Raw genomic sequence first — 25,405 nt, 5'->3', positions numbered from 1 at the left:
GTACATTCGCCAGTGCCGGGCAACAGCAAACAGCACTGTTGCCCGGTTACTGCAGGGTTATGCCGCTACGCAAAGAATCGAAGTGCAGCCCTGCGAGCCGCATTCAACGTTAGTAACGACGGCCAGTTCGTGGTTGGCCGGTTGTGCGGCCTGGAATGCCGCGATGTCGCTTTCGATGTCGCCGGACATGTTCAGGATTTCTTCGTTCATGGTCATCTCTCATAGGTCATGCACCGGGATTGGTGCGTCACCAAGATAACCAACCCTTCTGGCGATGAAGATCGTGAATTATTTCCCGGCCATGTATTCAGCTTGAGCCGGGCATCGGCAGTGGCTGATCAGGCTTTTCGATGGGTGTGATGGAAATTTCCGCGCAGACGCCGCGGCTGAAGCGGTGAATAATCGGCCCAAGACAGAGTCGTGCAGGCGACAAGGATGTACGCACATCGGACAAGCAGCACTGTGCCAGTGCGTTTAAGTGACAAAACGGTTACCCTACGCGCTCACTCTGTGCCCGTACCCCAAAAGGGAACGACACGCTAAACGGGTCTGGCCTACCAAGCCGGGCAGCATTTCCCCTCATCCAAAGGGAAATCCCCTCTCGAATCCCGATTTCAGCAGTGTGGTACTACCTTAAATGAAAGTTCTCAAAGGCCAGGATATCCTGGCGCTTGGCTTTATGACGTTTGCGCTTTTCGTGGGTGCAGGCAATATCATTTTCCCGCCTATCGTCGGCCTGCAGTCTGGCCCGCACGTATGGATGGCTGCACTGGGCTTCCTGGTGACCGCCGTGGGCTTGCCGGTCATCACCGTGGTCGCTTTGGCCAAGGTCGGTGGCGGCATGGATGCCTTGAGCAGCCCGATTGGCAAGTTCTTCGGCGGCCTGCTGGCGGCCGTGTGCTACCTGTCGGTCGGCCCGCTGTTCGCTACCCCGCGTACGGCGACCGTGTCGTTCGAAGTGGGCGTTGCACCGCTGACCGGTGAAAGCCCGCTGGCACTGTTCATCTACAGCCTGGTGTATTTCGCCGTGGTCCTGGCCGTGTCCATGTATCCGGGCAAGCTGCTCGATACCGTGGGTCGCTTCCTGGCACCCTTGAAAATCATCGCCTTGGCCGTGCTGGGTATTGCAGCCTTCGCGCTGCCGGCCGGCACCATTGGTGAAGCACAGCCGGCCTACGCCGCCGCCGCGTTCTCCAAGGGCTTCTCCGATGGCTACCTGACCATGGACACCCTGGGTGCCCTGGTATTCGGTATCGTGATCGTCAATGCCATTCGCTCGCGCGGTGTCGAGTCGCCGAAGCTGATCACCCGCTACGCCATCATCGCCGGCCTGATCGCCGGTGTCGGCCTGGCCTTGGTGTACATCAGCCTGTTCCGCCTGGGTGCCGGCAGCCACGACATTGCGGCTGACGCCACCAACGGTGCGGCAGTACTGCATGCCTACGTGCAGCACACCTTCGGCTCGCTGGGCAGCGGCTTCCTTGCCGTGCTGATCGCCCTGGCTTGCCTTGTGACCGCGGTTGGCCTGACGTGCGCCTGTGCCGAGTACTTCAGCCAGATCTTGCCGCTGTCGTACCGTGCGCTGGTGGTGATCCTGGCGGGCTCCTCGCTGCTGATCTCCAACCTGGGCCTGACCAAGCTGATCATGTTCTCGGTCCCGGTGCTCACCGCCATCTACCCACCCTGCATCGTGGTGGTCGGCCTGAGCTTCGTGAAAGACCTGTGGAACTCGCCAACCCGCATCCTGGCGCCGGTTATGCTGGTGTCGCTGGTGTTCGGCATGGTTGACGCGATCAAGGGCAGCAGCATTGCCCATGTGCTGCCAGACTTCATGGCGCACCTGCCGCTGAGCGATCAGGGGCTGGCCTGGCTGGTACCTTCGGTGGTGACCCTGGCTGGCGCCGTGGTCTGCGACCGCATGCTCGGCAAGCCGCGCGAGGCGCTGGCCTGACCCGGTAAAGTTGAAGCCTGAGGGCGGCACCGGCCACAAGCCAAAAGGGTGTTCGCCAAGGGTGGAAACTGGAAAGCCCCGTATCCGAGAGGATGCGGGGCTTTTTGTTGGCCTGTTCCTGCACTTGGCAGGTCGGCGCGATCAGTTGTAGGAGCGGCCTTGTGTCGCGATAGGGGTGCGAAGCGCCCCCAGGATTTCAGCTTCGCAGCACAGATTGCCGGGGCTGCTTCGCAGCCCTGTCGCGACACAAGGCCGCTCCTACAACTGACCGCGTCAGTTCAACGGCTACATAAGCCGTGCAGATTTCGATTCGTAGATGTGCCTTTTGCGGCTTGCCAGCGTCGAAACCCGGTCCCTATCCTCTAGGCACCTGGCCCACTCGGGAACCCTGCATGAACTTCATCCAAAGCAACTTCAACAACCTGCTGGCCATTGCCTGGTTTGCCCTGTGCTGGGGCGGTTACACCCGCTATGCCATCTGGAAGGGGCGCGACACGGCATGCCTGGCCAGCGTGTTGCACCTGTACCGCGAAGACTGGATGCGCCGCATGCTGCTGCGCGACAACCGCATTGCCGATGCCAGCGTGATCGGCAACCTTGAACGCAACGCGTCGTTCTTTGCTTCCAGTACCCTGATCATCCTTGCCGGCATTCTGACCGTGCTTGGCGCTTCTGACCGGGCGCTGTCGCTGCTGGCCGACCTGCCGCTGGTACAGCAGGCCTCCCAGGGCATGTCGGAGATCAAGCTGCTGTGCCTGGCGACGGTTTTTGTCTATGCCTTCTTCACCTTCAGCTGGTGCATGCGTCAGTACAACTTTGCCGCGGTGCTGGTAGGGTCGGCGCCCATGATTGGTGAACGCCTGGTCAATGAACTGGAGCGCAAGGCATTCGCTTTGCGGGCAGCGCGGGTGTTGTCGCTTGCCGCCAACCAGTTCAACCTGGGACTGCGTTCGTATTACTTCGGTATGGCCATGCTCAGCTGGTTCATCAGCCCTTGGCTGTTCATGGTCATGAGTGTCGGGGTGGTCTTTATCCTGTACCGTCGCGAGTTCCATTCGGATGTGCTGGATGTGATGGTGTTCACACCCACCGAAAGTATGCTGGGCGAACCGGGCAAGGAAACTAACCAGCCAGTTAGCTAAAACGTTTAACCCATTAAATACAGGTACAAAAAAACCCGACAAAGTCGGGTTTTTTTGTTTTAGCCAATTACTGCTTGGCAGGTTCGGCCGGAGCAGCAGGGGCAGCTTCTGTCGCCGGAGCGGCTGGTGCGGCTTCTGGAGCCGGAGTAGCCGGTGCGGCCTCTTCGGCAGCTTTCTGCTCGGCTTCAGCCTGATCTTTGGCGGCTTCGGCGTTTTCCTTGGCGGCCTCGTTCATTTTATCCTGAGCTTCACCCATTTTTTCCTGGGCTTGCTCGGCGTGTTGCTGTGCGTCCTGGGCTTTGTCTTCGCTCGCTTTATCGCAAGCGGCCAGGCCCATGGCAGCGGCCAGCATCAGAGCAAAAGCAAAAGGTTTACGCATGGGGGTGTTTCTCCTTGGTGGAATAAGTGACTTGTTCCTTCGAGTGCAACTACGCGGAATAAGTTCCGCGAAGGTTACAGATATATAACGCCCCGTTCTATATAGACTTTTTAACGTTTTTATGCCGCTGCGGCAGTACGGGTGGAAACAGCGAATGAGCGATTCAACCTTGATGGCCATGGCCGAACGTTTTCTCTCGGCCCTCAAACATTGCCAGTTGTTGCAGATGCAGGTGGCGCAGGCTGATGGCGATGGCATCACCCTCGTCATGCCCTGGTCACCCGCGATTGTCGGCAACCCGCAAACCGGCGCCGTGCATGGCGGCGCGCTGACTACGCTGATGGACACCACCTGCGGCATGGCCACGCTGTGCGTGCTGCCGCGCTTCGAGGTGTGTCCGACCCTGGACCTGCGTATCGACTATATGCACCCGGCCGAAGCTGGCAAGGCCATCTATGGCCACGCCCAGTGTTACCGGGTCACCCGCGATGTGATTTTCACCCGTGGAACCGCCTACCAGGATAACCCCGACCAGCCGATCTGCCAGGTGGTGGGCACGTTCATGCGCCTGGGGCAGGACATCAAGGGCGGTATCCGTTTCGGCAACAGCCTGAAGGAGGGTGGGGCATGATTCCGCACGCGGTTCGCCAGCAACTCAACGCCGCCCACGCGGTGGGAGACTACGGGCCATTGCTGGCGCTGATCCCCTATGCCGGGCTGATCGGCATCGTATGCGAACGCCAGGGCGATGACCTGCTTTTCCGCTTGCCGGCCAACCCGGACAACATCGGCAATCCGTTGCTCCCTGCCATCCACGGCGGTGTGATAGCGGGTTTCATGGAGCTGTCCGCCGCGTTGTACCTGTTGATCTACAGCGAAAGCGTGAGCATCCCGAAGATCATCGACTTTTCAATCGACTACCTGCGCGCCGGGCATTTGCGCGATACCTACGCCCAGTGCCAACTGTGGCGCCAGGGCCGGCGGGTGACCAACGTGGCCATCACCGCCTGGCAAGGTGACCGGCAGGCGCCGATTGCCACGGCCCGGGCACATTTCAAGATCGAGCCGGAAAAGCCCTTGAAATCATCCGGGCAGCCCCCATCTGAATGACATCCGCCGTTAACGCAGGCCGAGTCGGCCGCCAGGCGCCAACTGCCATCAGATCGGAGTTTCGAAGACCATGACTGTGGAAACACAAAAGGAAACGTTGGGCTTCCAGACCGAGGTAAAGCAACTGCTGCACCTCATGATTCACTCGCTGTACTCGAACAAGGAAATCTTCCTGCGGGAGCTGATTTCCAACGCCTCCGACGCCGCTGACAAGCTGCGTTTCGAAGCCCTGGCCAAGCCAGAGTTGCTTGAAAATGACGCCGACCTGAAGATTCGCCTGAGCTTCGACAAGGATGCCGGCACCGTTACCCTCGAGGACAACGGCATCGGCATGAGCCGCGAAGACGTCATCGCCCACCTGGGTACCATCGCCAAGTCCGGCACCGCCGACTTCATGAAAAACCTCACCGGTGACCAGAAGAAGGACTCGCACCTGATCGGTCAGTTCGGCGTAGGGTTCTACTCCGCGTTCATCGTGGCCGACAAAGTCGACGTATACAGCCGTCGTGCCGGTCAGCCAGCGGCCGAAGGTGTGCACTGGTCGTCGAAAGGCGAGGGTGAGTTCGAAGTCGCCACGATCGACAAGCCACAGCGCGGCACCCGTATCGTCCTGCACCTGAAACAGGAAGAGAAAGAATTTGCCGATGGCTGGCGCCTGCGCAACGTGGTCAAGAAGTACTCCGACCACATCGCCCTGCCGATCCAGTTGCCGAAAGAGCAGGCTGGCGCCGAAGGCGAAGAGCAGCCGGCCGAAGAATGGGAAACCGTCAACCGCGCCAGCGCCCTGTGGACCCGTTCGCGCACCGAGGTGAAGGACGAGGAGTACCAGGAGTTCTACAAGCACATCGGCCATGACTTCGAAAACCCGCTGGCCTGGAGCCACAACAAGGTTGAAGGTAAGCTGGAATACAACTCGCTGCTGTACGTGCCGGCCCGTGCGCCGTTCGACCTGTACCAGCGCGAAGCGCCACGCGGCCTGAAGCTGTACGTGCAGCGCGTGTTCATCATGGACCAGGCCGAGTCGTTCCTGCCGCTGTACCTGCGTTTCATCAAGGGTGTGGTCGACTCCAACGACCTGTCGCTGAACGTGTCGCGTGAAATCCTGCAGAAAGACCCGATCATCGATTCGATGAAGACCGCGTTGACCAAGCGCGTGCTGGACATGCTGGAGAAGCTGGCGAAGAACGAGCCTGAGCAGTACAAGGGCTTCTGGAAAAACTTCGGCCAGGTGCTGAAGGAAGGCCCGGCCGAAGACTTCGCCAACAAGGAAAAGATCGCCGGCCTGCTGCGCTTCGCTTCTACCCAGGACGACAGCGGCGAGCAAAGCGTCGCCCTGGCCGACTACCTGGCCCGCGCCAAGGAAGGCCAGGACAAGATCTATTACCTCACCGGCGAGTCGTACGCGCAGGTCAAGAACAGCCCGCACCTGGAGGTCTTCCGCAAGAAAGGCATCGAAGTGCTGCTGCTGACCGACCGCATCGACGAGTGGCTGATGAGCTACCTTAACGAGTTCGACGGCAAGGCCTTTGTCGACGTCGCCCGTGGCGACCTGGACCTGGGCAACCTGGATTCGGAAGAAGACAAGAAGGCCCAGGAAGAAGTGGCCAAGGATAAGGAAGGCCTGGTCGAGCGCCTGAAGGGTGCGCTGGGTGACAGCGTGGCCGAAGTGCGCGTTTCGCACCGCCTGACCGACTCGCCGGCGATCCTCGCCATTGGCGAACAGGACCTGGGCCTGCAGATGCGCCAGATCCTGGAGGCCAGCGGGCAGAAAGTGCCGGAGTCCAAGCCGATCTTCGAGTTCAACCCGAGCCACCCGCTGATCGAGAAGCTGGATAACGAGCAGAGCGAAGACCGCTTCGCCGAGTTGTCGCACATCCTGTTCGATCAAGCGGCCCTGGCGGCCGGTGACAGCTTGAAGGACCCGGCGGCCTACGTTCGTCGCCTGAACAAGCTGCTGGTCGAGCTGTCTGCTTGAGTTGATGTAAAGGAAAGCCCGCTTCGGCGGGCTTTTTTCATGGCAGGCTTTTTATAGTAAGTGCCTAAGGAGTGCTTGATGAGCAAGGTAATCGTCGAATCGCTGGTTTATCACCTGTCCGGCAAAACCTACGAAAGCCGCCTGGTCTATGAGCCAGGGGCGCTGGGCCGGCCTGGCCTGGTGATGGCGCCGAACTGGATGGGCATTGGCGAAGGGGCTGAGCGCATTGCCAAGGAAGTGGCCGAAAAAGGCTATGTGGTGCTGATTGCCGACTTGTACGGGCAATCAGTGCGTCCGTCCAATGCTGATGAGGCCGGCGCGGCGATGATGCCGCTGAAGAACGACCGTGGCGAGCTGCGCAAGCGTATGCAGGAAGCCTTGGCGCAGCTGTTGGGGCAGTCAAAGGCGCTGCTGGAGCCGGGTAAGGTTGCCACGTTCGGCTTCTGCTTCGGTGGCTGCTGTGCGCTGGAGTTGGCGCGCACCGGTGCCGACCTGCGCGCAGCGGTGTCGTTCCATGGCACGCTGGACACGCCGAACCCGGAAGATGCCAAGCGCATCAAGGGCTCGGTGCTGGTGCTGCATGGTGCTTCCGACCCGCTGGTGCCGAAGGAGCAGTTGCCGGCATTCGAAGACGAGATGAACGCGGCCAAGGTCGACTGGCAGTTGCTGAGCTATGGTGGGGCGGTGCATTCGTTTACCGACCCGGGTGCGAACGTGCCCGGCAAGATGCAGTACGACCGGCGTACTTCGGAGCGGGCGTTCCGTTCGATGCATAACCTGCTGAGTGAAGTGTTCCACCGCTAAGATCGTACGGGGCCGCTTTGCGGCCCTTTCGCGACACAAGGCCGCTCCTACAGACGATCGCGTTGATCATGACGCGCGCGGTTTTCTGTAGGAGCGGCCTTGTGTCGCGATGGGCTGCAAAGCAGCCCCAAAATCACCTGGGCAACTCTATCCTCGACATTTCCCCCGGCACTACAGGCCAATCCCCCGCCGCCCACCGCGCCCTGGCCCGCTCGATCAACTCCGGTTCACTGGCCACGAAATTCCAGTTCATCCGCCGCGGCCCATCCAGCGGCGCGCCACCAATCAGCACCAACTGGCATTCTTCCTCCGCATACAGCGTTACAGCTTCACCCTCCGGCAGCACCACCAGGCTGCACGGCTCCACGTCCTCCTCATCCATCAACAACTCCCCATCCAGCAGATACAGCGCCCGCTGCGCATGCTCATTCGGCACCAGCAGGGTCGTCGCGGGCTGCATCCGCACATGCGCATAAAGGGTAGGGGACAGCACCGGCACCGGCGACGCCAGGCAGAACCCGCTACCGGCAATCATGCAAATGCGCACCCCCAGGTTTTCACTGACTGGCAGGCTTGCCGCCGGGTGATGGCTATAGCTTGCCGCGCCTTGCTCATGTTCACGCGGCGAGGCCAGCCACACCTGCAACCCGTGCAGCCGCGAGCCATGGGCCAGGGCATCGGCAGGCGTGCGCTCGACATGGGCCACGCCGCTGCCCGCCGTCATCCAGCTGACATCGCCGGGCAGTACGCGCTGCTCCGAGCCCAGGCTGTCCTTGTGCAGGATCGCCCCCTCGAACAGGTAGGTAAGCGTTGACAAACCGATGTGCGGGTGCTGGCGGATGTCCATGCCATGCCCTGGGGCATAGTCGGTTTCCAGCATATGGTCGAAAAACACGAACGGGCCGACACTGCGGCACTGGGCTGCCGGCAGCGGGCGCAGGATCGGCTGGCCCTCGACCGATTCGGCACGCGGGCGGATGATCAAGGGGCTGCTCATGGGGCGGGCTCCAGATGAGTTGGAAATGCCTCAAGCATAGCGGTTTACCCGCCTCGGCTGAACCGTCCCGTTTGCCGGCAGGTCTACTGTTCCCGCACTCGAATAAGGAAGTTGCCCATGCTTGCCAAAGCGCTGGTCTGCGTGTTGTTGATGGGGTGGCTGTGCCAGACGGCACACGCGCGCGACTACCGCTACAGTGATGCCCACCTGCATTACGTCGACTTCTTCCAGGAAAGCGAAGGCATGCCCGCGTTGCTGAAGGCCATGGACGCCGCAGGCATCGAGCAGTCGATGATTTCCGGCATACCGGTGGCCAAGAAGTGGCACGAAGACGAGCCCAAGCGCCCGCGCTACTACGCCGGTGACGACGCTGATGCCTACTGGTACAGCGCCACCGACACATACGTGGCCGCAGCCTTGCAGCAGTTGCCGGCTGAGCAGCGCAAGCGCTTTCACCCGTTCCTGACCGGCTTCAATCCGGTAGACAAGAATGCGGTCAGCCACATAGAGCGGATGCTGGAGTTGTATCCAGGGCTGTGGCAGGGCATTGGCGAGGTGTTTACCCGTCACGATGACCTGACAGCGCTCACCAGTGGTGACACGCCACGGGCCAACAACGAAGCCATGACGCGCATCTACCATTTGGCCGCTGAGCGTGACCTGCCGGTGTTGCTGCATTCCAACATCACCTCCAAGCGCGAGCGCAACCCGTTATACCTGGCTGAAATCGAAGAGCCGCTGCGCAACCACCCGCACACGCGGTTTATCTGGGCGCACGCCGGCAGCAGCATGGAGATACACCGGCACCAGACGCAGATGGATTTTCTGCTGCCGGTGCTGACGCGGTTGCTGGAGGATTACCCGAACCTGTATGTGGACCTGTCGTGGAGTGTGCTGCAGCCTTACCTGCTGGATGCTAAAGGTGTGCCGCGCAAGGAATGGCTGGCGTTGGTCGAGAAGTACCCGGAGCGGTTCATGCTGGGGTCGGATGTGGTGGGGCGGTTTGGCAGCCTGGGGGAGCAGATGCACGGGTTCAGGCCGTTTCTGGATGCGTTGCCTGAGCAAGTGGCCAATAAAGTAGCCCGTGAGAATTTTCTGGCGATTTTGCCTAAGGCTCGTCATTAACCTGTGCCCGCGAAGAGGCCGGCACAGGTAACACAAATAAAAACGCCCCGAACCAGTCGGGGCGTTTTCGATTACCGCATCAGCGAATCACTTGCCTTCCCAGCGCTTGAGCACCAGGGTGGCGTTGGTGCCGCCGAAGCCGAAGCTGTTGCTCATGACCGTGTCGATCTTGGCGTTTTCTTCGGTTTTAAGCTGGATCGGCAGGTCAGCGACTTCCGGGTCCAGTTCGTCGATGTTGGCGGAGCCGGCGATGAAGTTGTTTTCCATCATCAGCAGGCAGTAGATCGCCTCGTGCACGCCAGCGGCGCCCAGCGAGTGGCCCGACAGGCTCTTGGTCGAGCTGATCTTCGGTGCCTTGTCGCCGAATACTGCGCGAACGCCCTTGATCTCGGCAACGTCACCGACCGGAGTCGAGGTGCCGTGGGTGTTCAGGTAGTCGATCGGGGTGTCGACGGTGGACAGTGCCTGCTGCATGCAGCGGATGGCACCTTCGCCGCTCGGGGCAACCATGTCGTAACCGTCGGAAGTGGCACCGTAGCCAACGATTTCGGCGTAGATCTTGGCGCCGCGGGCCAGGGCGTGTTCCAGTTCCTCGACCACGACCATGCCACCACCACCCGCGATGACGAAGCCATCACGGTCGGCGTCGTAGGCGCGCGAGGCCAGTTCCGGGGTTTCGTTGCGCTTGGTCGACAGGGCGCCCATGGCATCGAACAGGAACGACTGGCTCCAGTGCTCTTCTTCACCGCCACCGGCGAAGACGATGTCCTGCTTGCCCCACTGGATCTGCTCCAGAGCGGTGCCGATGCAGTGTGCCGAAGTGGCGCAGGCCGACGAGATCGAGTAGTTGATACCCTTGATCTTGAACGGGGTGGCCAGGCACGCCGAAACGGTGCTGCCCATGGTGCGGGTTACGCGGTATGGGCCGACGCGCTTGACGCCTTTCTCACGCAGGGTGTCCAGCGCTTCCATCTGGTTCAGGGTCGAGGCGCCGCCGGAGCCGGCCACCAGGCCGGTGCGCGGGTTGGAAACCTGCTCTTCGGTCAGGCCAGCGTCCTTGATCGCGTCCTGCATGGCCAGGTAGGCGTAAGCAGCAGCGTGACCGACGAAGCGGTAGACCTTGCGGTCGATCAGTTCTTCGAGGTTGAGGTCGATGGACCCGGAAACCTGGCTACGCAGCCCCATTTCCTTGTATTCCGGGTTGAAACGGATACCCGGACGGCTGTTGCGCAGGTTTTCGGTGACGGTAGCTTTGTCATTGCCCAGGCACGATACGATGCCCAGACCAGTGATAACGACGCGGCGCATGCGAATAACCCTTAGAAATTGTCAGTGGAGGTGAACACGCCGACCCGCAGGCCTTCGGCAGTGTAGATCTCGCGGCCGTCGACGCTGACCGAGCCATCGGCGATGGCCATGTTCAGCTTGCCTTTCAGGACGCGCTTGATCTGAATGTTGTAAGTGACTTTCTTGGCAGTCGGCAATACCTGGCCAAAGAATTTCACTTCGCCCGAACCCAGGGCGCGACCGCGGCCCGGCAGGCCTTGCCAGCCGAGGAAGAAACCTACCAGCTGCCACATGGCATCGAGGCCCAGGCAGCCCGGCATTACCGGGTCGCCTTCGAAGTGGCAGGCAAAGAACCACAGGTCCGGGGTGATATCCAGCTCGGCGACCAATTCACCTTTGCCGTACTTGCCGCCTTCTTCGCTGATATGGGTGATGCGATCGACCATCAGCATGTTCGGCGCGGGCAGTTGCGCATTACCTGGGCCGAACAGCTCACCGCGACTGCAGCGCAGCAGGTCTTCCCGAGTAAAGGCGTGTTGTTTGGTCATGCGAGCTCCTCAATAACCCCCTGTGGCAGGGGATGAATCTTCCCGGCCGTCCCGAAAAGCAACAGCTTTGGGGCGGCAGCCTACAGGTAGACTATTGCGTTGTGGTGAAAGTCACAGCGCACCTGGCGAAAGAAGTACAGGTGTGCACTGAAACGTCTATTTTCAGGTCCGACGACGGTCCTGTCCAGTCCTTAAGACTGCCGCACTTTAGCATTTATCGCCAGTCGCGGTTGTCCGACCGGGTAGCCAGCGCTGCAACACTTGCTGCAGTTCGGTGCGGCGCAAGGGTTTGCTCAGGTAGTCATCCATGCCGGCGGCGATGCAACGCTCGCGGTCGCCCTGCAAGGCGTTAGCGGTCAGGGCGATGATCGGTAACCCGGCGCCGTTGGCCAGCTGGCGGATACGCCGGGTCGCCTCATAGCCGTCCAGGTGTGGCAGGCGACAGTCCATCAGCACGGCAGCGAAGCGCTGGCGGCTGACAAGGTCAACTGCCTCAAGGCCATCATCCGCCGTGCATACCGCCAGGCCAAGGCTGCGAAGCATGGCTTCAATGACGCTCTGGTTGACCGGATTGTCCTCTACCAAAAGCACCTGGTCGCTGCCGGGCATGGTCGTAGCCTTGTGGGTTGGCAAGGCCGGCGGGCTGGGGGCAGGGCTGGCCAGGGCCAGGGGCATCTCGAGGGTAAACGTGGAACCCAGGCCTGCGCGGCTTTCACCGCGAAGCTTGCCGCCCATGCGTTCGGCCAAGGTGCGGGCAATCGACAGGCCCAGCCCGGTGCCGCCATAACGGCGGGAGATGGAGCTGTCGGCCTGTTGGAAGGCGACAAACATCATTTCCAGGCGGTCGCTGTCGATGCCGATACCGGTATCGCGCACGCTGCAGGTCAGCCAGATCAACTGCCGGTCGAGCACCTGCCAGCGCGCCTCGACCTGCACCTGGCCACGCTCGGTGAACTTCAGCGCGTTGCCGACCAGGTTCAGCAGGATCTGGCGTATGCGCGTGGGGTCGCCGTTCACCTGTAACGGCTCGATGCCGGCAGGCAGTTGCAGGTGCAAGTCCAGGCCACGTTGCTGGGCACTGTGCTGGAACGACTGGACGCTGCTGGTTATCAGGTCGCCCAGGTTGAAGTCGATGTACTCCAGTTGCAGCGCCGCGCGTTCGATGCGCGAGAAATCGAGGATGTCGTTGATGACTTTCAGCAAATGCCCGGTGGATTCGCTGGCTACGGCGGTGTATTCGGCCTGTTCGCTGCTCAGCGGTGTGGTTTCCAGCAGTTGCAGCATGCCGAGCACGCCATTCATCGGCGTGCGCAACTCGTGGCTCATCATTGCCAAAAAGTCCGATTTTGCGCGGTTGGCCTGCTCGGCCTCCTCGCGGGCCTGGATCAGCTCGGCGATGGCCTGCTTCTGTTCATCGCTGGCCTGCTCCAGGGCGCTGGCCAGGTTGTTGATGTGGCTCGCCAGGTGGCCCAGCTCGCTGTCATCCACCACGGGCAGCGGGGTGTTGTATTCGCCTTGTTGAATGGCCTTGACTGCATGGCCCATGTCGCTGATGGGCTTGGCCAGGCTCAGGGCCAGGCGGCGCGCCAGCAGGAAGGTGAACAGCAAGGCAAACAGGGCCAGGATGCCGGCCTTGATCACGATTTCCTGCTGGCGCTGGCTGAAGGCGTCATCGGACATGCCGACGATCACCCGGCCCAGGTAGTCATCGCCGATGGCAGGTGTGGTGGCTTTGCCCTGCTGCAGGAAGTCGCTGTCCAGGCGAATCTGCTGCAGGCGGATGGGCGCCTGGAACACTTCGACGCGCTGCGCACGGTTGGCGCTTTCATCGGACTGCTCGACGTACACCAGGATGTGGTTGCGGCTGTCCTGCACTTCGAGGAAGCGCACGTGGGGGATGCTGAGGGTCGCCCGCATCAGGCCTTCAAGCACTTCGTTGTTGCCCGAAATCACGCCGTATTCCGAGGCCGGAGCCAGCTGGTTGGCGATCAATTGCCCGGTATGGTTGAGTTCCTGGCGCAAGTCCTGGATACGCACGAAGGTAAAGAAGCTGATCAGCAGCAGGGTCAGCAGCAGGGCAGGGCCGAGGCTGATGATCTGGGTGCGGGTGTGGATGTCCCAGCTCAGGCGCTTGCTCATGGGGTGGGTTCTCCTTCGGCCAGGGCCTTGGCGGCGGCGTTCGGATCGATCGGTTCCAGGCCCAGGGCGCGGGCTACCTGTTGGTTGCCGCTGACCCCGTAGTGTGCCGGGTACAGGCTGCGCGGCCAGCGCGCAGGGGGTTGGTCGAGTAACTGGTCGAGCACCGCCAGCCAGTCATCCTGGTCGCTGTAGGTACTGGCCAGCGCACCGGCGCGCACGAAGCCGGCGTTTGGGCCGATCAGTGCCATTTGCCGGCCATAGCTGCTCAACAGCAGGTTCTTTGCCGTCTTGGAGTTGTACAAGTCGGGGTCGTCCAGGCCCAGCAACACATCGCTGTTGCCCAGCAGGTGCTGCAGGGGCCGGCTGTCACGCAGGTCGGGCCAGTCCTGGGCAATGATCTCCAGGCCTAGCGGGCGGGCCGCATGGCGCAGCTCTTCAAGCAGGAAGGCACTGTGTTCGCCGTACAGCACACCAATGCGCTGTGCCTGTGGCAACAGGTAACGCGCCAGGCGCAATTGCCGGCCCAGCGGCGCGTCGCTCCACAGCAAGGTGAGGAACGCGGGGCGCGACTTTCCCAGGCGCTGTTCAGCCTGTACCCGGCTGACCCGCATGACCAGGGCTGGCGGGCCGGCGTTTTCACCCAGGCGCCACTCCAGCGCGGCATTGTCGAGCAGAATCAGGCGCTGCTCAGCCTTGAGCTTGCCGGGGCGGGGCAGGTCGGCGATGGCCTGGAAATGCACGTGATCGTGCGGTCGACGGCTTTCGAGTGCGGCGACGAAGCTGCGGATGCCGGGCTGGTCCTCGGCGCCTACCAGCAGAATCTCGCTGGCAGACAGCGGCCCCAACGGCCACAGGCACAGCAACAACAGGCGCAGCAGCAGGGCCATCAGAACTCCAGCTCCGCACTGACACTGAAGCGGTGGCGGCTGTCGTAAAGGTTCTGCACGTAGGTGGTGGGCTCATCGTCCAGCCGCTGCTGCCACAGGGCTGCCAGCTCCAGATTGCTGCCCTGCACCCGAAAACGCTTGGCCACGCGCAAGTCCACGCGCTCGTAGCGGTACTGGTTGAGCGCATCGTCGCCGTAGTAGAACAGTGCGCTCGACCAGCCGTTGCCCCATTCGCGCATCCAGCCTGCCGAGCCGCTGTTGCGGGCAGTGAGGCGGCTGTCGTTGGGGTTGCTGGCCCAGGCGTCGACGTAGGCGTAGGTCAGGCGCAGCCGGTCACGCAGGGTGGGGCGCCAGTCCAGTTGTGCCTCGCTGCCACTGAACCTGGCCTTGTTTGCGTTGCTGGCGATGTACTGGTTGTTCTTCAGGGGCTCGCTGATCATTCCGGTGATCTCGTCGTAGAACAGCTTCACATCCATGCTCAGGTCGATGTCGCTGAAGTAACCGTTGTAGCCCAGCTCGCGCGAGCGCATGCGCTCCTGGTCGAGGTCGCCCGGGCCGCGGGTCTTGACGAAGTATTGGCCGTTTTGCAGCCCGAATGCATTGGGGGTCAGGTTCTTGACCGTATAACTCCAGTTGATGTTGTTCTCGAACATGTCGGGCGAGCGCACCGCCTCGGAGTACACCGCACGCAGGCCGTGGCGCGGGGTGATCAGGTAGTTGACCGCAACACGCGGGGTCAGCGAGCTGCCGGACAGGCGCGAGTCTTCGAACATTGTTCCACCCTGCAGGATCCAGTGCTCGTCGGCGCGCCACTCCAGCTGGCCGAACAGGCGCCATGTCTGGTCGTCGATGCTGCCGTTGAAATAGGTCTGCGAGTCGGCACGATCATAGCGGTAGTTCATGCCGCTGAGCAGGCGCAGGCTGTCGGTCAGGCTCAGGGTGTCCTGGATTTCGAGGTCATAACGGGTTTCGCGGGTGCTCTGGTCAACGTCGCCGCACACCTGCTGCTTGCCACCGTTTTCCCATTGCTGCTGCACCTTCTGCAAAAGCCCACCCAGCACGGGGTCACTGGTCGAAAGGGGGGCGCCGGTAGCAATGCCTCGCGCCACTTTTTCGGCGAAGTCAGGGTTCAGTTGCCAGATCTGGGTCAATTCCGGGCTGAATGACTGCAAGGCGTCACACGCACGCCACACTTGCTGGCGGTCGAAGTGCTGCGCAGAGCCCTGGATATAAAGGCTGTGCTCGGAACTGAAATCCTTGGTCCAGCGCAACGAACCGGCATAGTCCTTGGCATTAACGTCCGCGTTGTTACCGGCCTCGTACCTGGCGAATACCGGTTGATAGGTATAGGGCCGCTGGTTGCTGCCTTCCTTTGCTGCCAGCTGCCATTCCAGGGTCTGGTCGGCCGCCAGGTTGTGGCTGGCGCTGAGGTTGAAACGGGTCAGTCGGCGGCTGTCGCGGTAATCCTGGCCGATCTGGTCGTGGTCAAAACCGTCGTCCTGTTGGCCAGACAGCGACAGGCGCATGTCGCCGCCGTCCCAGCCGAAGCCGTGGCTGGCATAGAAGTCGTTGATGCCATCCTGGCCGCGGGTCACTTTCATCCGTGTGCCATGGCTGTCGGCGGGGTTGCGGGTGAGGATGTTGACCACTGCCATCAGCGCGTTGGCGCCGTAGCTGACCGTGTTGGGGCCGCGAAACACCTCGATGCGCTCGATGTCTTCCATGGCCAGGGGAATATCGCTCCAGTCCACCGTGGCCAGGCCGGCACGGTACACAGAGCGGCCATCGATCAGTACCTGCATGCGCCGCGCTTCGCTGGCGTTGCTGCCGTGGTAGTTCACCGTCGGCTGGTTGCCGGCGCTGTAGCCGATCATCATGCCCGGCACCAGGCGCAGCAGTTCGGGGATGTCGCGAGCGCCGCTGGCGCGGATCAGTTCGCTGTCGAGCACTGTCATGCTGCCCGGAACGGCCGCCGGGGATTGTTTGAGGCGCGTGGCAGTCAGAACCTGCGGCAGGTCGCTGTTGTCGATGAACAGATCGTCGGCCATGGCTGGGCCACCGAGCAGGGTGGTCAGTATGAGCAGGCGCGGGAACGGGGGCGTGCCAGGGAACACAGGGCGGCCTTGTATCAGGATTGAAACAGGCATGGTAACTGACCTTGGGGGTTTTGCCAGTGATCTGAAGCGTTTTGCAGCGTGTCTGTCTTGACGCATTTATGGGGCGGAAACCGAGCGCCGCCCGCGCGGCGCATCGCGAGTAAGCTCGCTCCTACATTTGTTGCAACGTGGCCATGACAGTGTCATCTGCGTTGCTAGCCTTGGCGCATGGCAGGCGAGCCGTATAATGGCGGTGTCGCCACTTAACTTTTGGCTTTAACGGATTGGATATGACTGAACAGCAACCTGTTGCAGTTCTGGGGGGCGGCAGCTTCGGCACCGCCGTGGCGAACCTGCTGGCAGAAAACGGTGTGCCGGTGCGCCAATGGATGCGCGACCCGGCGCAGGCCGAGGCCATGCGGGTAAATCGCGAGAACCCGCGCTACCTCAAAGGCATCCGCCTGCATGATGGCGTGGAACCGGTCAATGACCTGCTGGCCACCTTGCAGGCCAGCGAGCTGATCTTCGTCGCCCTGCCATCCAGCGCCCTGCGCAGCGTGCTGGCCCCCCATGCCGAGTTGTTGCGCGGCAAGGGGCTGGTCAGCTTGACCAAGGGTATCGAGGCGCAAAGCTTCAAGCTGATGAGCCAGATCCTTGAAGAAATCGCCCCCGAGGCCCGCATTGGCGTGCTGTCGGGGCCCAACCTGGCCCGTGAGATTGCCGAGCACGCGCTCACCGCTACCGTGGTCGCCAGCGAGGACGAAAAACTCTGCCAGCAAGTGCAAGCCGTGCTGCACGGCCGTACGTTCCGTGTCTATGCCAGTGCCGACCGCTTCGGCGTCGAACTGGGCGGGGCGCTGAAGAACGTCTACGCCATCATCGCCGGCATGGCCGTGGCACTGGGCATGGGCGAGAACACCAAGAGCATGCTCATCACCCGCGCCCTGGCCGAGATGACCCGTTTTGCCGTCAGCCAGGGGGCCAACCCCATGACCTTCCTCGGCCTGGCCGGCGTCGGAGACCTGATCGTCACCTGCTCCTCACCCAAGAGCCGCAACTATCAGGTGGGCCATGCCCTGGGCCAGGGCCTGAGCCTGGAACAGGCGGTCAGCCGCCTGGGCGAGGTGGCCGAGGGCGTCAACACGATCAAGGTGCTCAAGGCCAAGGCCCAGGAAGTGCAGGTTTATATGCCGCTGGTGGCGGGACTGCACGCCATCCTGTTCGAAGGCCGCACGTTGAACCAGGTCATCGAGCACCTGATGCGCGCCGAGCCCAAGACCGATGTCGATTTCATTTCCATCAGCGGTTTCAACTGAGCCCTTGGCGGCTCTGACACAGCAAGGAGCAACACATGAACGATACGCCCGAACGCGCCCAGCGCGAGTCGATCATCCTGCGGGTCCTGTGGATGCTGGTGTTCCTGGTGGTCTGGCAACTGGCCGAATTGCTGCTCGGTGGCCTGGTGCTGGTACAACTGATCTACCGCCTGATCTATGGCGCGCCTAGCGCCAGCCTGATGAACTTCGGCGACAGCCTGAGCCAGTACCTGGCGCAGATTGGCCGCTTTGGCAGCTTCCATACTGACCAGAAGCCTTGGCCGTTTGCCGACTGGCCCGCACCGCGTGCCCCGGAAGGCGAGGCGCCGCATGCCGTGGCCCCGGCTGCGCACCCGGTGCGGGACGAGGAGCCCAAGCTGTGAAGCTGTGGGTGCTGCGCCACGGTGAAGCCGAGCCGCGAGCCAACACTGATGCCGAGCGCCGGCTTACGGCGCATGGGCGCGAGCAAGTGCTGCACAGCGCTGCACGCCTGCTTGGGCAGCCGCTGCTGGCGATTGTCGCCAGCCCCTACGTGCGCGCCCAGCAAACGGCGGCGCTGGTGCATGACACACTGGGTTTCAGCGAGCCGGTGCGTACCGTGCCCTGGCTGACCCCCGAAAGTGACGTGCAGCAGGTGATCGGCGAAATTGAACGGTTGGGGCTGGAGCATGTGCTGCTGGTCAGCCACCAGCCGCTGGTGGGCACCCTGGTCGGGGTGCTGGAGCATGGCCACCAGCAACAGCCGGCGGCCATGAGCACAGCCAGCCTGGCGGAGCTTGAAGGGGATTGGCCACTGGCCGGGTTGATGACCCTCAATGGGATCAGTTATCCAGCTTGAAACCCTGAAACCGGCAAGGCAACTGGCATTTTTGTCAGTTGCCGCAGTAGATGGCCCCTTGCTAGCGTTGCCCGAAAGCCATAAAGCAGGGAGCGGCGAATGAAGGGTGTTAGGGGGGAGCTGTTGGGCTCCGTGGATTTGCAGCCCACCCTGGACATGGTCGAGCAAGGCGTTGCTCTGGACTTTGCCCGATACAGCCTGCTGCGAGACTCGGCCGATGCCAAGCTCTATGGCCTGATGAAAACGGTCAACGCCAGCAGTGTGCTGAACGCTGCTGACAGAGAGAACAGCCTGCAGGACTTGCTTGTCCTTCAGGATGCCTGCCTGCATGTGTCCCGCTTGCTGCAAACCAGCTGCCTGGCGCTGCGCCGCTTGCAGCTTGACTACACGGCGCAGCGGCAGGCCCGCGAAGCGCTGGAGAGCCAGCTGGGCTACGTGCAAGCGTGCCTGCGCCGTTCGCTTGCCAGTTTCGACCCGTCGGCGTGACCTGATAGCCCTTGCCGATGACCTTTCCGGACATTGCCGAACGGGGCTCCGATGCCGACAATGGGCCATCATTCCCGTCCGGACCAGGCGCCATGTCGCAGCAGATCTTCTTCGCTCATGCCAACGGTTTCCCCTCGGCCACCTACGGCAAGCTGTTCGCTGCCCTGGCGCCGGACTACCAGGTGCAGCACCTGGCCCAGCACGGGCACGATCCGCGCTTTCCGGTGGACGACAACTGGCAAAGCCTGGTGGATGAACTGTTGCACCACCTGGCGCAGCAGGATGGGCCGGTATGGGGCGTGGGGCATTCGCTGGGTGGGGTGTTGCATTTGCACGCGGCCCTGCGCCGCCCGGAGTACTACCGTGGTGTGGTCATGCTTGACTCGCCGGTACTCACCCGTGCCGACCAGTGGCTGCTGCGCACGGCCAAGCGATTCGGCTTCATTGACCGCATCACCCCGGCCGGCCGCACCTTGGGGCGCCGCGAAACCTTCAACGACCGTGACAGCGCGCGCGACTATTTTGCCGGTAAGTCACTGTTTCGCCACTTTGACCCCGAGTGCCTTGATGCCTATGTAGACCATGGCCTGCAAGCGATGGAGCAGGGGCTGCAACTGCGCTTCGATCCAGCCACCGAAATCAGCATCTACCGCAGCATCCCGCACACCAGCCCGGCACCTGCACGGCAGTTGCAAGTGCCGCTGGCCATGGTGCGTGGCGAGCGCAGTAACGTCATCCGCCGTCACCACACCCTGGCGGTGCGTGGTATGCCCAAAGGTGAATACCACAGCGTACCTGGCGGGCACATGTTCCCGCTGGAGCGCCCGACCGACACCGCCAGCCTTATCAAGGGCCTGTTCGACCGCTGGAGCCAGGCATGAGCGCGCAGGTCGAGGAAGTCCGCCTGAGCCTTGGCCATATCGAGTTGGCTGCGCACTTGTTCGGCCCCGAGGACGGGTTGCCGGTGATCGCCTTGCACGGCTGGCTGGACAACGCCAACAGCTTCGCTCGCCTGGCACCGCAACTGAAGGGCCTGCGCATCGTCGCCCTGGACCTGGCCGGGCATGGTTACTCGGAACACCGCCCGCTCGGCGCCGGCTATGCCTTGGCCGACTACGCCCATGACGTGCTGCGGGTGGCCGAGCAACTGGGCTGGCAGCGTTTTGCGCTGCTGGGGCATTCGCTAGGTGCAATCATTTCGGTGCAACTGGCCGGCGCCTTGCCCGACCGGGTCAGTCACCTGGCGCTGATTGACGGGGTCATCCCGCCAACGGGGGCCGAGCAGGATGCCGGCGAACGCCTGGGGATGGCACTTCAGGCCCAGCTGCGGCTGGATGGCAAACGCAAGTCGGTGTACGCGACGCTGGAAGAGGGCGTACATGCGCGCATGAAGGGCATGGTCGCAGTCACTCGCGAAGCGGCCGAGTTGCTGGCCCAGCGTGGCCTGATGCCGGTGCCCGGTGGCTACAGCTGGCGCAGCGACAGCCGCCTGACCCTGCCATCACCCGTGCGCCTGAGCGAAGCCCAGGCCATGGCCCATGTGCGCCGGGTGAACTGCCCGGCGCAACTGGTGGTGGCCGCCGACGGCATGCTGGCGCGCCACACCGGCTTGCTGGAGCAGCTACCCTTTGAGCAGGTGACGCTACCCGGTGGTCACCACCTGCACCTGAACGATGAGCAGGGCGCGGCCCTTGTCGCAGACTGTTTCAATCGCTTCTTTGGCTTTGCTTGACTTGCACCGGACAAGTGTCGAGGCTTGGCGGGTTGAACAGGGAGACAACCATGCAACTGCCAGACATACTGGAGCTTCACTTCGGCGCAGGGCGCCGCCTGGGTCGCCAATGAGCGCGCCTGTTGCCATCCGAAATGCCGTGGCCGCCTGCCTGGTGTTCGCCAGCCCGCTGTTGTGGGCCGGCAGCCTGCCGGTACCGGTGGACGCCAAAGTGGTCGATCAACGCCCGGCCGTGGAGCAGGAGCGCGTCTACCCGATGGGGCCGCTGCGCAAGATCAGCGGTCGCCTGCGGGTCGACGACAAGGTTGAAAGCCGCGGCCAGGTGAGCTCTGTAACCTACGAACTGCCCGTCGAGCGCACTGCCCGCGAAGCCTTCACCACTGCCCGTGAAGAACTGCAACGCGACGGCGGTTACCCGTTGTTCTGGTGTCAGGGCCGCGATTGCGGCGAGGCCAGCCTGTGGGCCAACGATGTGTTCGCCAATGCCCGCCTCAACGGTGGTGACGAACAACAGGCATTCATCCTGCTGCGCCGTTCGGCAGAAGAGGCCGACACGCTGGTCGCGTTGTACAGCGTTACCCGTGGCAACCGCCGCGCCTATCTGCACGTGGAAGAGTTCGTTGCCGGCAGCCCGCTGGGCGAACTGCTGCCAACCGCTGCCACGGTGCTGCGCGAGATGCGCGATACAGGCAAGCTCGACTACCCTGACCTGGCAGCACCACAAGACACTTGGGTGAACTTGCTGGCGCGCAGCCTGAACCTCGACAGCACCCTGCGCGCTAGCCTCAGTGGCGCCCAGGCCGAGGCCTGGCGCGAGGCGCTGACCAAGGCAGGCGTGCGTAACGGCCGCCTTGAAGTGGGCAATGCGCCCACCGACGGCCTGCACCTTGAACTGATCCGTTGAACGAGCACCATCATGGTTAACAATGATCGCCTGCTGGTCCAGATTCTGCTGTTGGCGTTGCTGGGCGCCGGCCTGTGGGTGATGGCGCCGTTCATCTCGGCGCTGTTGTGGGGCGCAATCCTGGCCTTTGCCAGCTGGCCGTTGATGCGCTTGCTGACGCGTGTGCTGGGCGGGCGCGAGACACTGGCTGCCAGCCTGCTGACCACGGCCTGGATCCTCATCGTGGCGCTGCCGCTGGTGTGGCTGGGGTTCAACCTGGCCGATCATATTCGCGACGCCACGGCGTTCGTGCGTGATGTGCAGGTCGACGGCCTGCCCGACGCGCCGGCCTGGTTGGGCGGTATCCCGTTCGTTGGCGAGCGCCTGGTCAGTTGGTGGCAGTCGCTGGACCAGCAGGGTGCGGCTTTGCTGGCCTCGGTCAAACCGTACCTGGGGCAGGTGGGCAACTGGCTGCTGGCGCGCAGTGCGCAGATCGGCAGCGGTGTGCTGGAACTGACCCTGAGCCTGGTGTTCGTGTTCTTCTTCTACCGTGACGGGCCGCGCCTGGCAGCGTTCGTGCTGCGCTTGCTGCACCGCCTGATGGGCGAGCGCGCCGAGTATTACCTGGAGCTGGTAGCCGGTACCGTGCAACGGGTGGTCAACGGGGTGATCGGCACGGCCGCCGCGCAGGGCCTGCTGGCGCTTATCGGCTTCCTGATCGCTGGTGTGCCGGGTGCCATCGTGCTGGGGCTGGTAACCTTCATGCTCAGCCTGATCCCCATGGGCCCGCCACTGGCGTGGATCCCGGCCACCGCTTGGCTGGTGTGGCAGGGCGAGTACGGCATGGCGGTGTTCCTGGGTATCTGGGGCACCTTCGTCATCAGCGGCGTGGACAACGTACTCAAGCCGTACCTGATCAGCCGCGGCGGCAACCTGCCGTTGGTGATCGTGTTGCTGGGGGTGTTCGGCGGCTTGCTTGCCTTTGGCTTCATTGGCCTGTTCATCGGCCCGACCTTGCTGGCGGTGGGTTACAGCCTGTTGTTGGACTGGAGCCGCAACGCCTCGCACCAGCCCCCGGTCCAATAACCTGTACTGGCCTCTTCGCGGCTAAAGCCGCTCCCACAGGTGTAGTGTTAACTCGAAGCCAGCACAGTACCTGTGGGAGCGGCTTCAGCCGCGAACACCGGCGCAGCCGGTGCCATACAGCGCGGTCCTTGAAAGGTCACAGCCCGGCTCAGTATTTCCAGGTTACCGAAGCCGTGAGGTTGCGCGGTGCCCCATAATTGGTCGACCCCGCCGACTGGTACAGCGACAGCAGATACTTGCGGTCAAATACGTTGTTCAGGTTCAACGACGCACTCCAGTGTTCGTCGAATTCGTAGCTGCCCATCAGGTCGGCCAGCGCATAGGCCTGCTGGCGTACCCGGCTGTTGCCATCGGCCTGCGTTGCACTTTGCCATTGAACGCGCGTGCCGATCCGGGCCTGGGGCAGGCTCGGCAGGCGCCAGGTGACACTGCCACGCAGGCTGTGGCTTGGCACATAGCGGCGCGTCTTGTTGCCGTCATCATCCTCGATGTGCACATAGGTATAGCCAGCGGCCAGGTCCAAACCAGGCATGGCTTCGCCCGACGCCTCCAGCTCCACACCATGGCTCTTGTTGTCCTCACCGCGGTAGGCGTACTGGCCATTGATGATTTCGCCAGTGGTCACCGCCACATTCTGCTGCTCGGTCTTGAACAGGGCGGCGCTGACGGTCAGGCGATCTTCCAGCAGGCTGCCTTTGATGCCTACTTCAGTGCTTTTGCCTTCCAGCGGCTCGATCACACCCCCGGCGCTGCTGCGCAGGTACTGTGGCTTGAAGATTTCGGTCCAGCTGGCATACAGGCTCCATTGCCCATTCAGGTCATACACCAGCCCGGTGTAGGGCGTGACCTTGCCGTGCACCCGGGTGTCGTGGGCAGAACCGTAACCCATGCCTTCACCATCGGCACTGAGCATACGGGCGCCGGCAATCCAGTGCAGGTCATCGGCCAGGCTGAAACGCGCACCGGCATACAGGCTTTTCTGGCGGTCGGTGAAGTGCTGGGTGTTGAGTTCGTCGGTGTAGGTCAGCGGTGGTTTCACCACGGCGCCGGCCAGTGCATCGGCAAGGCTGACGATTTCGCTTCCGGAACTGTTGCGGTAATAACCGCGTTCATCGTGGCGACTACGGCCGTAGTTGGCGCCTAGCGTCAGCTCATGCTGACGCCCGAACAGGGCGAACGGGCCCGACAACTGCGCTTCACCAATGAGCTGGTGTTCGCTGCTGGTGGTGCGGTTGATGTAGGCGAACACGTCATCGGCGGTGAAGGGGATGGCATACAGCATCTGGGTATCCTGATGCTGGTTGACCCCGGTTACGGTGACCTTGCCTTGCCAACCTTCACCAAAGTCATGGGCCAGTTCCGCGAAGGCCCGTTGCGTGTGGATATTCCAGTAGGTCCAGGGCTGGCCGATACTCGCGCTGCGGCTGCTGTAGTGGATCGGGTTACCTTGGTAATCTGCCATCGGCAGCGCACCCCAGGTGCTGCCGTTGGCGTCGCTTTTCTGCTCGGAAAAGCCCACGGTCAGGGTATCGGCGTCGCTCAGGTCGAAATCCAGCAGGCCAGCCATGACATTCAGTTCGTGGCTGTAGCGGTCCAGGTACGAGTTGCCTTTGTCATGGGCATAGATGAAGCGCCCACGTACGTTGCCGCTGTTAGTCAGCGGGCCGCTGACATCGAGGTCTGCGCGGCGGCTGTCCCATGCCCCGATGCTGGTGCCGATCCTGGCCTGGAAAGTATCGGTCGGCCTTTTACGCACGAAGTTGACGGTTGCCGACGGGTTGCCCGCGCCGCTCATCAGGCCATTGGCGCCGTGCAGCACATCGATCTGTTCGAACTCGGCAAGGTCCTGGTCGCCCAACATCACACCCGAGGAAAATGGCATGCCCATGCCGTCGTACTCGAAGTTGTCGATGGTGAAGCCGCGCGACGTAAAGGCTGTACGGTCGGTTTCAAATTGTTCGACGGTGACGGTGGGGGCGTTGCGCAGCGCGTCTTTCACGCTGTTGAGCTTGAAGTCGTCGAGCTGTTCGCGGGTAACCGACGATATTGCCTGCGGGGTTTCCCGGTTGCTCAGGCCCAGGCGCGTGGTGCTGGAAGCAGGCCTTGCCTGGTAGCTACGGCTTTGGCTGTCGGCGGCCAGTTGATATTGCACCTGTGTGGGGGCCAGGGTTACCTCACGGTCGGCGCCTTGCGTCTCGCTGGGCAACAGGTACAGGGTGGCGGCATCAGTGCGGGCAAAATTGAAGCCGCTGCCTTGCAGCAACCTGGCCAGGCCGTCTTCGGCCGAGTAACTGCCGACCACTGCCGTGCTGCGCAGGGTGGCATCGACGTTGCCGTCCAGCAGTACGTTCTGACCGGTTTGCTGGCTGAATACCAACAGGGCCTGGCGCAGGGGCTGGGCCGGGATGTTCAGCGACAGCCTGTGCGCGCTTGCGGCCGGTTGGCCGGGGGCAGCCTGTGCCTGTGCCGCGCCGGCCAGCAAGGCACAGGCCATTGCTGCGCTCAGCACGCTACGCTGCCAGCGTGGCTGGAAAGAGGTGTGTGGGTTGTGTCGCGTTACCATTCGGTGTGCCCCATGCAAGTGCAGATATGCGAATAACTCTCAGTGCCGTTAAGACGCATGA

Annotated in this window: 24 protein-coding genes; 15 read left to right on the top strand and 9 right to left on the bottom strand. The window is 62.5% G+C overall.

Annotation, left to right across the window (positions count from 1 at the left end):
- Positions 1-57: 57 nt before the first annotated feature.
- Positions 58-210, bottom strand: coding sequence for a hypothetical protein (locus ACQKPZ_RS18615; RefSeq protein WP_427540904.1), 153 nt, complete (start codon positions 208-210; stop codon positions 58-60).
- Between the two features lie 427 nt (positions 211-637).
- Between ACQKPZ_RS18615 and brnQ the strand changes: the two genes are divergently transcribed.
- Positions 638-1,951 carry a branched-chain amino acid transport system II carrier protein gene (brnQ, locus tag ACQKPZ_RS18610; protein WP_403201603.1) on the top strand — a complete coding sequence of 438 codons (1,314 nt, stop codon included), beginning with the start codon at positions 638-640 and terminating at the stop codon, positions 1,949-1,951.
- 392 nt (positions 1,952-2,343) lie between these two features.
- A complete protein-coding gene (locus ACQKPZ_RS18605; RefSeq protein WP_427540901.1) occupies positions 2,344-3,093 on the top strand; it encodes a DUF599 domain-containing protein in 750 nt (249 codons plus the stop codon).
- A 67-nt stretch (positions 3,094-3,160) separates the two neighbouring features.
- On the opposite strand, the gene ACQKPZ_RS18600 is transcribed toward ACQKPZ_RS18605, so the two are convergent.
- The gene (locus ACQKPZ_RS18600) at positions 3,161-3,472 is read right to left on the bottom strand and encodes a hypothetical protein (RefSeq protein ID WP_016711643.1); all 312 of its coding nucleotides are present in this window, start codon (positions 3,470-3,472) and stop codon (positions 3,161-3,163) included.
- A gap of 154 nt (positions 3,473-3,626) precedes the next feature.
- On the opposite strand from ACQKPZ_RS18600, the gene ACQKPZ_RS18595 reads away from it, so the two are divergent.
- The 4 genes from ACQKPZ_RS18595 to ACQKPZ_RS18580 all read left to right on the top strand — a co-directional run bounded on the left by ACQKPZ_RS18595 (position 3,627) and on the right by ACQKPZ_RS18580 (position 7,361).
- The gene (locus ACQKPZ_RS18595; protein ID WP_427540898.1) at positions 3,627-4,103 is read left to right on the top strand and encodes a PaaI family thioesterase; all 477 of its coding nucleotides are present in this window, start codon (positions 3,627-3,629) and stop codon (positions 4,101-4,103) included.
- Entirely contained in the window at positions 4,100-4,582 is a 483-nt protein-coding gene (locus ACQKPZ_RS18590; protein WP_427540895.1) for a PaaI family thioesterase, read from the top strand. Before ACQKPZ_RS18595 ends, ACQKPZ_RS18590 begins: the two co-directional genes overlap by 4 nt.
- 70 nt (positions 4,583-4,652) lie before the next feature.
- Complete coding sequence (htpG, locus tag ACQKPZ_RS18585; protein WP_427540892.1) at positions 4,653-6,557, top strand: molecular chaperone HtpG; 1,905 nt, start codon at positions 4,653-4,655, stop codon at positions 6,555-6,557.
- A gap of 78 nt (positions 6,558-6,635) precedes the next feature.
- A complete protein-coding gene (locus ACQKPZ_RS18580) occupies positions 6,636-7,361 on the top strand; it encodes a dienelactone hydrolase family protein (RefSeq protein ID WP_427540889.1) in 726 nt (241 codons plus the stop codon).
- Between the two features lie 133 nt (positions 7,362-7,494).
- Here ACQKPZ_RS18580 and ACQKPZ_RS18575 read toward each other — a convergent pair whose 3' ends face one another.
- Positions 7,495-8,358, bottom strand: coding sequence for a pirin family protein (locus ACQKPZ_RS18575; RefSeq protein WP_427540886.1), 864 nt, complete (start codon positions 8,356-8,358; stop codon positions 7,495-7,497).
- Positions 8,359-8,475: 117 nt separating this feature from the next.
- Between ACQKPZ_RS18575 and ACQKPZ_RS18570 the strand changes: the two genes are divergently transcribed.
- A complete protein-coding gene (locus tag ACQKPZ_RS18570) occupies positions 8,476-9,483 on the top strand; it encodes an amidohydrolase family protein (protein ID WP_427540883.1) in 1,008 nt (335 codons plus the stop codon).
- An 87-nt stretch (positions 9,484-9,570) separates the two neighbouring features.
- Here the strand turns inward: ACQKPZ_RS18570 and fabB are convergent, their stop codons facing one another.
- The 5 genes from fabB to ACQKPZ_RS18545 form a co-directional block, all read right to left on the bottom strand.
- On the bottom strand, positions 9,571-10,791 hold the full coding sequence (fabB, locus tag ACQKPZ_RS18565) for a beta-ketoacyl-ACP synthase I (RefSeq protein ID WP_391127930.1): 1,221 nt from the start codon (positions 10,789-10,791) through the stop codon (positions 9,571-9,573).
- Between the two features lie 11 nt (positions 10,792-10,802).
- Positions 10,803-11,318, bottom strand: a complete 516-nt coding sequence (fabA, locus tag ACQKPZ_RS18560; protein ID WP_029612079.1) for a 3-hydroxyacyl-[acyl-carrier-protein] dehydratase FabA — start codon at positions 11,316-11,318, stop codon at positions 10,803-10,805.
- 207 nt (positions 11,319-11,525) lie between these two features.
- A complete protein-coding gene (locus tag ACQKPZ_RS18555; protein ID WP_427540880.1) occupies positions 11,526-13,457 on the bottom strand; it encodes an ATP-binding protein in 1,932 nt (643 codons plus the stop codon).
- On the bottom strand, positions 13,454-14,344 hold the full coding sequence (locus ACQKPZ_RS18550; RefSeq protein WP_427540877.1) for an ABC transporter substrate-binding protein: 891 nt from the start codon (positions 14,342-14,344) through the stop codon (positions 13,454-13,456). Before ACQKPZ_RS18550 ends, ACQKPZ_RS18555 begins: the two co-directional genes overlap by 4 nt.
- A complete protein-coding gene (locus tag ACQKPZ_RS18545; protein ID WP_427540874.1) occupies positions 14,344-16,491 on the bottom strand; it encodes a TonB-dependent receptor plug domain-containing protein in 2,148 nt (715 codons plus the stop codon). Before ACQKPZ_RS18545 ends, ACQKPZ_RS18550 begins: the two co-directional genes overlap by 1 nt.
- 239 nt (positions 16,492-16,730) lie before the next feature.
- Here ACQKPZ_RS18545 and ACQKPZ_RS18540 point away from each other — a divergent pair, with 239 nt between their 5' ends.
- From ACQKPZ_RS18540 to ACQKPZ_RS18505, 8 genes are all read left to right on the top strand, one after another.
- On the top strand, positions 16,731-17,756 hold the full coding sequence (locus ACQKPZ_RS18540) for an NAD(P)H-dependent glycerol-3-phosphate dehydrogenase (protein WP_403201633.1): 1,026 nt from the start codon (positions 16,731-16,733) through the stop codon (positions 17,754-17,756).
- Between the two features lie 35 nt (positions 17,757-17,791).
- On the top strand, positions 17,792-18,139 hold the full coding sequence (locus ACQKPZ_RS18535) for a DUF4389 domain-containing protein (protein WP_391127947.1): 348 nt from the start codon (positions 17,792-17,794) through the stop codon (positions 18,137-18,139).
- Complete coding sequence (gene sixA / locus ACQKPZ_RS18530) at positions 18,136-18,594, top strand: phosphohistidine phosphatase SixA (RefSeq protein WP_427540871.1); 459 nt, start codon at positions 18,136-18,138, stop codon at positions 18,592-18,594. The genes ACQKPZ_RS18535 and sixA overlap by 4 nt, the downstream gene beginning before the upstream one ends.
- A gap of 99 nt (positions 18,595-18,693) precedes the next feature.
- Entirely contained in the window at positions 18,694-19,080 is a 387-nt protein-coding gene (locus ACQKPZ_RS18525; protein WP_427540868.1) for a hypothetical protein, read from the top strand.
- A 92-nt stretch (positions 19,081-19,172) separates the two neighbouring features.
- Entirely contained in the window at positions 19,173-19,961 is a 789-nt protein-coding gene (locus tag ACQKPZ_RS18520; RefSeq protein WP_427540865.1) for an alpha/beta fold hydrolase, read from the top strand.
- On the top strand, positions 19,958-20,812 hold the full coding sequence (locus ACQKPZ_RS18515) for an alpha/beta hydrolase (protein WP_427540862.1): 855 nt from the start codon (positions 19,958-19,960) through the stop codon (positions 20,810-20,812). Before ACQKPZ_RS18520 ends, ACQKPZ_RS18515 begins: the two co-directional genes overlap by 4 nt.
- Before the next feature lie 109 nt (positions 20,813-20,921).
- Positions 20,922-21,716, top strand: a complete 795-nt coding sequence (locus ACQKPZ_RS18510; RefSeq protein WP_427540859.1) for a DUF4892 domain-containing protein — start codon at positions 20,922-20,924, stop codon at positions 21,714-21,716.
- A 12-nt stretch (positions 21,717-21,728) separates the two neighbouring features.
- Positions 21,729-22,781 carry an AI-2E family transporter gene (locus ACQKPZ_RS18505; RefSeq protein ID WP_427540856.1) on the top strand — a complete coding sequence of 351 codons (1,053 nt, stop codon included), beginning with the start codon at positions 21,729-21,731 and terminating at the stop codon, positions 22,779-22,781.
- A gap of 148 nt (positions 22,782-22,929) precedes the next feature.
- Here ACQKPZ_RS18505 and ACQKPZ_RS18500 read toward each other — a convergent pair whose 3' ends face one another.
- Positions 22,930-25,344, bottom strand: a complete 2,415-nt coding sequence (locus ACQKPZ_RS18500) for a TonB-dependent siderophore receptor (protein WP_427540853.1) — start codon at positions 25,342-25,344, stop codon at positions 22,930-22,932.
- Positions 25,345-25,405: the final 61 nt, after the last annotated feature.

The organism is Pseudomonas sp. NPDC089547 (assembly GCF_050280665.1).
GTDB lineage: Bacteria > Pseudomonadota > Gammaproteobacteria > Pseudomonadales > Pseudomonadaceae > Aquipseudomonas.
Note: the sequence above shows the minus strand (reverse complement) of the source record. Positions and strands in the feature narration are given on the sequence as shown.

Coding starts and splice junctions, on each gene's coding strand:
- fabA (WP_029612079.1), bottom strand. CDS start 11,318: ATGACCAAACAACACGCCTTTACTCGGGAAGACCTGCTGCGCTGCAGT.
- ACQKPZ_RS18535 (WP_391127947.1), top strand. CDS start 17,792: ATGAACGATACGCCCGAACGCGCCCAGCGCGAGTCGATCATCCTGCGG.
- ACQKPZ_RS18605 (WP_427540901.1), top strand. CDS start 2,344: ATGAACTTCATCCAAAGCAACTTCAACAACCTGCTGGCCATTGCCTGG.
- ACQKPZ_RS18515 (WP_427540862.1), top strand. CDS start 19,958: ATGAGCGCGCAGGTCGAGGAAGTCCGCCTGAGCCTTGGCCATATCGAG.
- brnQ (WP_403201603.1), top strand. CDS start 638: ATGAAAGTTCTCAAAGGCCAGGATATCCTGGCGCTTGGCTTTATGACG.
- ACQKPZ_RS18580 (WP_427540889.1), top strand. CDS start 6,636: ATGAGCAAGGTAATCGTCGAATCGCTGGTTTATCACCTGTCCGGCAAA.
- ACQKPZ_RS18590 (WP_427540895.1), top strand. CDS start 4,100: ATGATTCCGCACGCGGTTCGCCAGCAACTCAACGCCGCCCACGCGGTG.
- ACQKPZ_RS18615 (WP_427540904.1), bottom strand. CDS start 210: ATGAACGAAGAAATCCTGAACATGTCCGGCGACATCGAAAGCGACATC.
- fabB (WP_391127930.1), bottom strand. CDS start 10,791: ATGCGCCGCGTCGTTATCACTGGTCTGGGCATCGTATCGTGCCTGGGC.
- ACQKPZ_RS18540 (WP_403201633.1), top strand. CDS start 16,731: ATGACTGAACAGCAACCTGTTGCAGTTCTGGGGGGCGGCAGCTTCGGC.
- ACQKPZ_RS18510 (WP_427540859.1), top strand. CDS start 20,922: ATGAGCGCGCCTGTTGCCATCCGAAATGCCGTGGCCGCCTGCCTGGTG.
- ACQKPZ_RS18505 (WP_427540856.1), top strand. CDS start 21,729: ATGGTTAACAATGATCGCCTGCTGGTCCAGATTCTGCTGTTGGCGTTG.
- ACQKPZ_RS18570 (WP_427540883.1), top strand. CDS start 8,476: ATGCTTGCCAAAGCGCTGGTCTGCGTGTTGTTGATGGGGTGGCTGTGC.
- ACQKPZ_RS18545 (WP_427540874.1), bottom strand. CDS start 16,491: ATGCCTGTTTCAATCCTGATACAAGGCCGCCCTGTGTTCCCTGGCACG.
- ACQKPZ_RS18555 (WP_427540880.1), bottom strand. CDS start 13,457: ATGAGCAAGCGCCTGAGCTGGGACATCCACACCCGCACCCAGATCATC.
- ACQKPZ_RS18595 (WP_427540898.1), top strand. CDS start 3,627: ATGAGCGATTCAACCTTGATGGCCATGGCCGAACGTTTTCTCTCGGCC.
- ACQKPZ_RS18525 (WP_427540868.1), top strand. CDS start 18,694: ATGAAGGGTGTTAGGGGGGAGCTGTTGGGCTCCGTGGATTTGCAGCCC.
- ACQKPZ_RS18500 (WP_427540853.1), bottom strand. CDS start 25,344: ATGGTAACGCGACACAACCCACACACCTCTTTCCAGCCACGCTGGCAG.
- ACQKPZ_RS18600 (WP_016711643.1), bottom strand. CDS start 3,472: ATGCGTAAACCTTTTGCTTTTGCTCTGATGCTGGCCGCTGCCATGGGC.
- ACQKPZ_RS18520 (WP_427540865.1), top strand. CDS start 19,173: ATGTCGCAGCAGATCTTCTTCGCTCATGCCAACGGTTTCCCCTCGGCC.
- htpG (WP_427540892.1), top strand. CDS start 4,653: ATGACTGTGGAAACACAAAAGGAAACGTTGGGCTTCCAGACCGAGGTA.
- ACQKPZ_RS18575 (WP_427540886.1), bottom strand. CDS start 8,358: ATGAGCAGCCCCTTGATCATCCGCCCGCGTGCCGAATCGGTCGAGGGC.
- ACQKPZ_RS18550 (WP_427540877.1), bottom strand. CDS start 14,344: ATGGCCCTGCTGCTGCGCCTGTTGTTGCTGTGCCTGTGGCCGTTGGGG.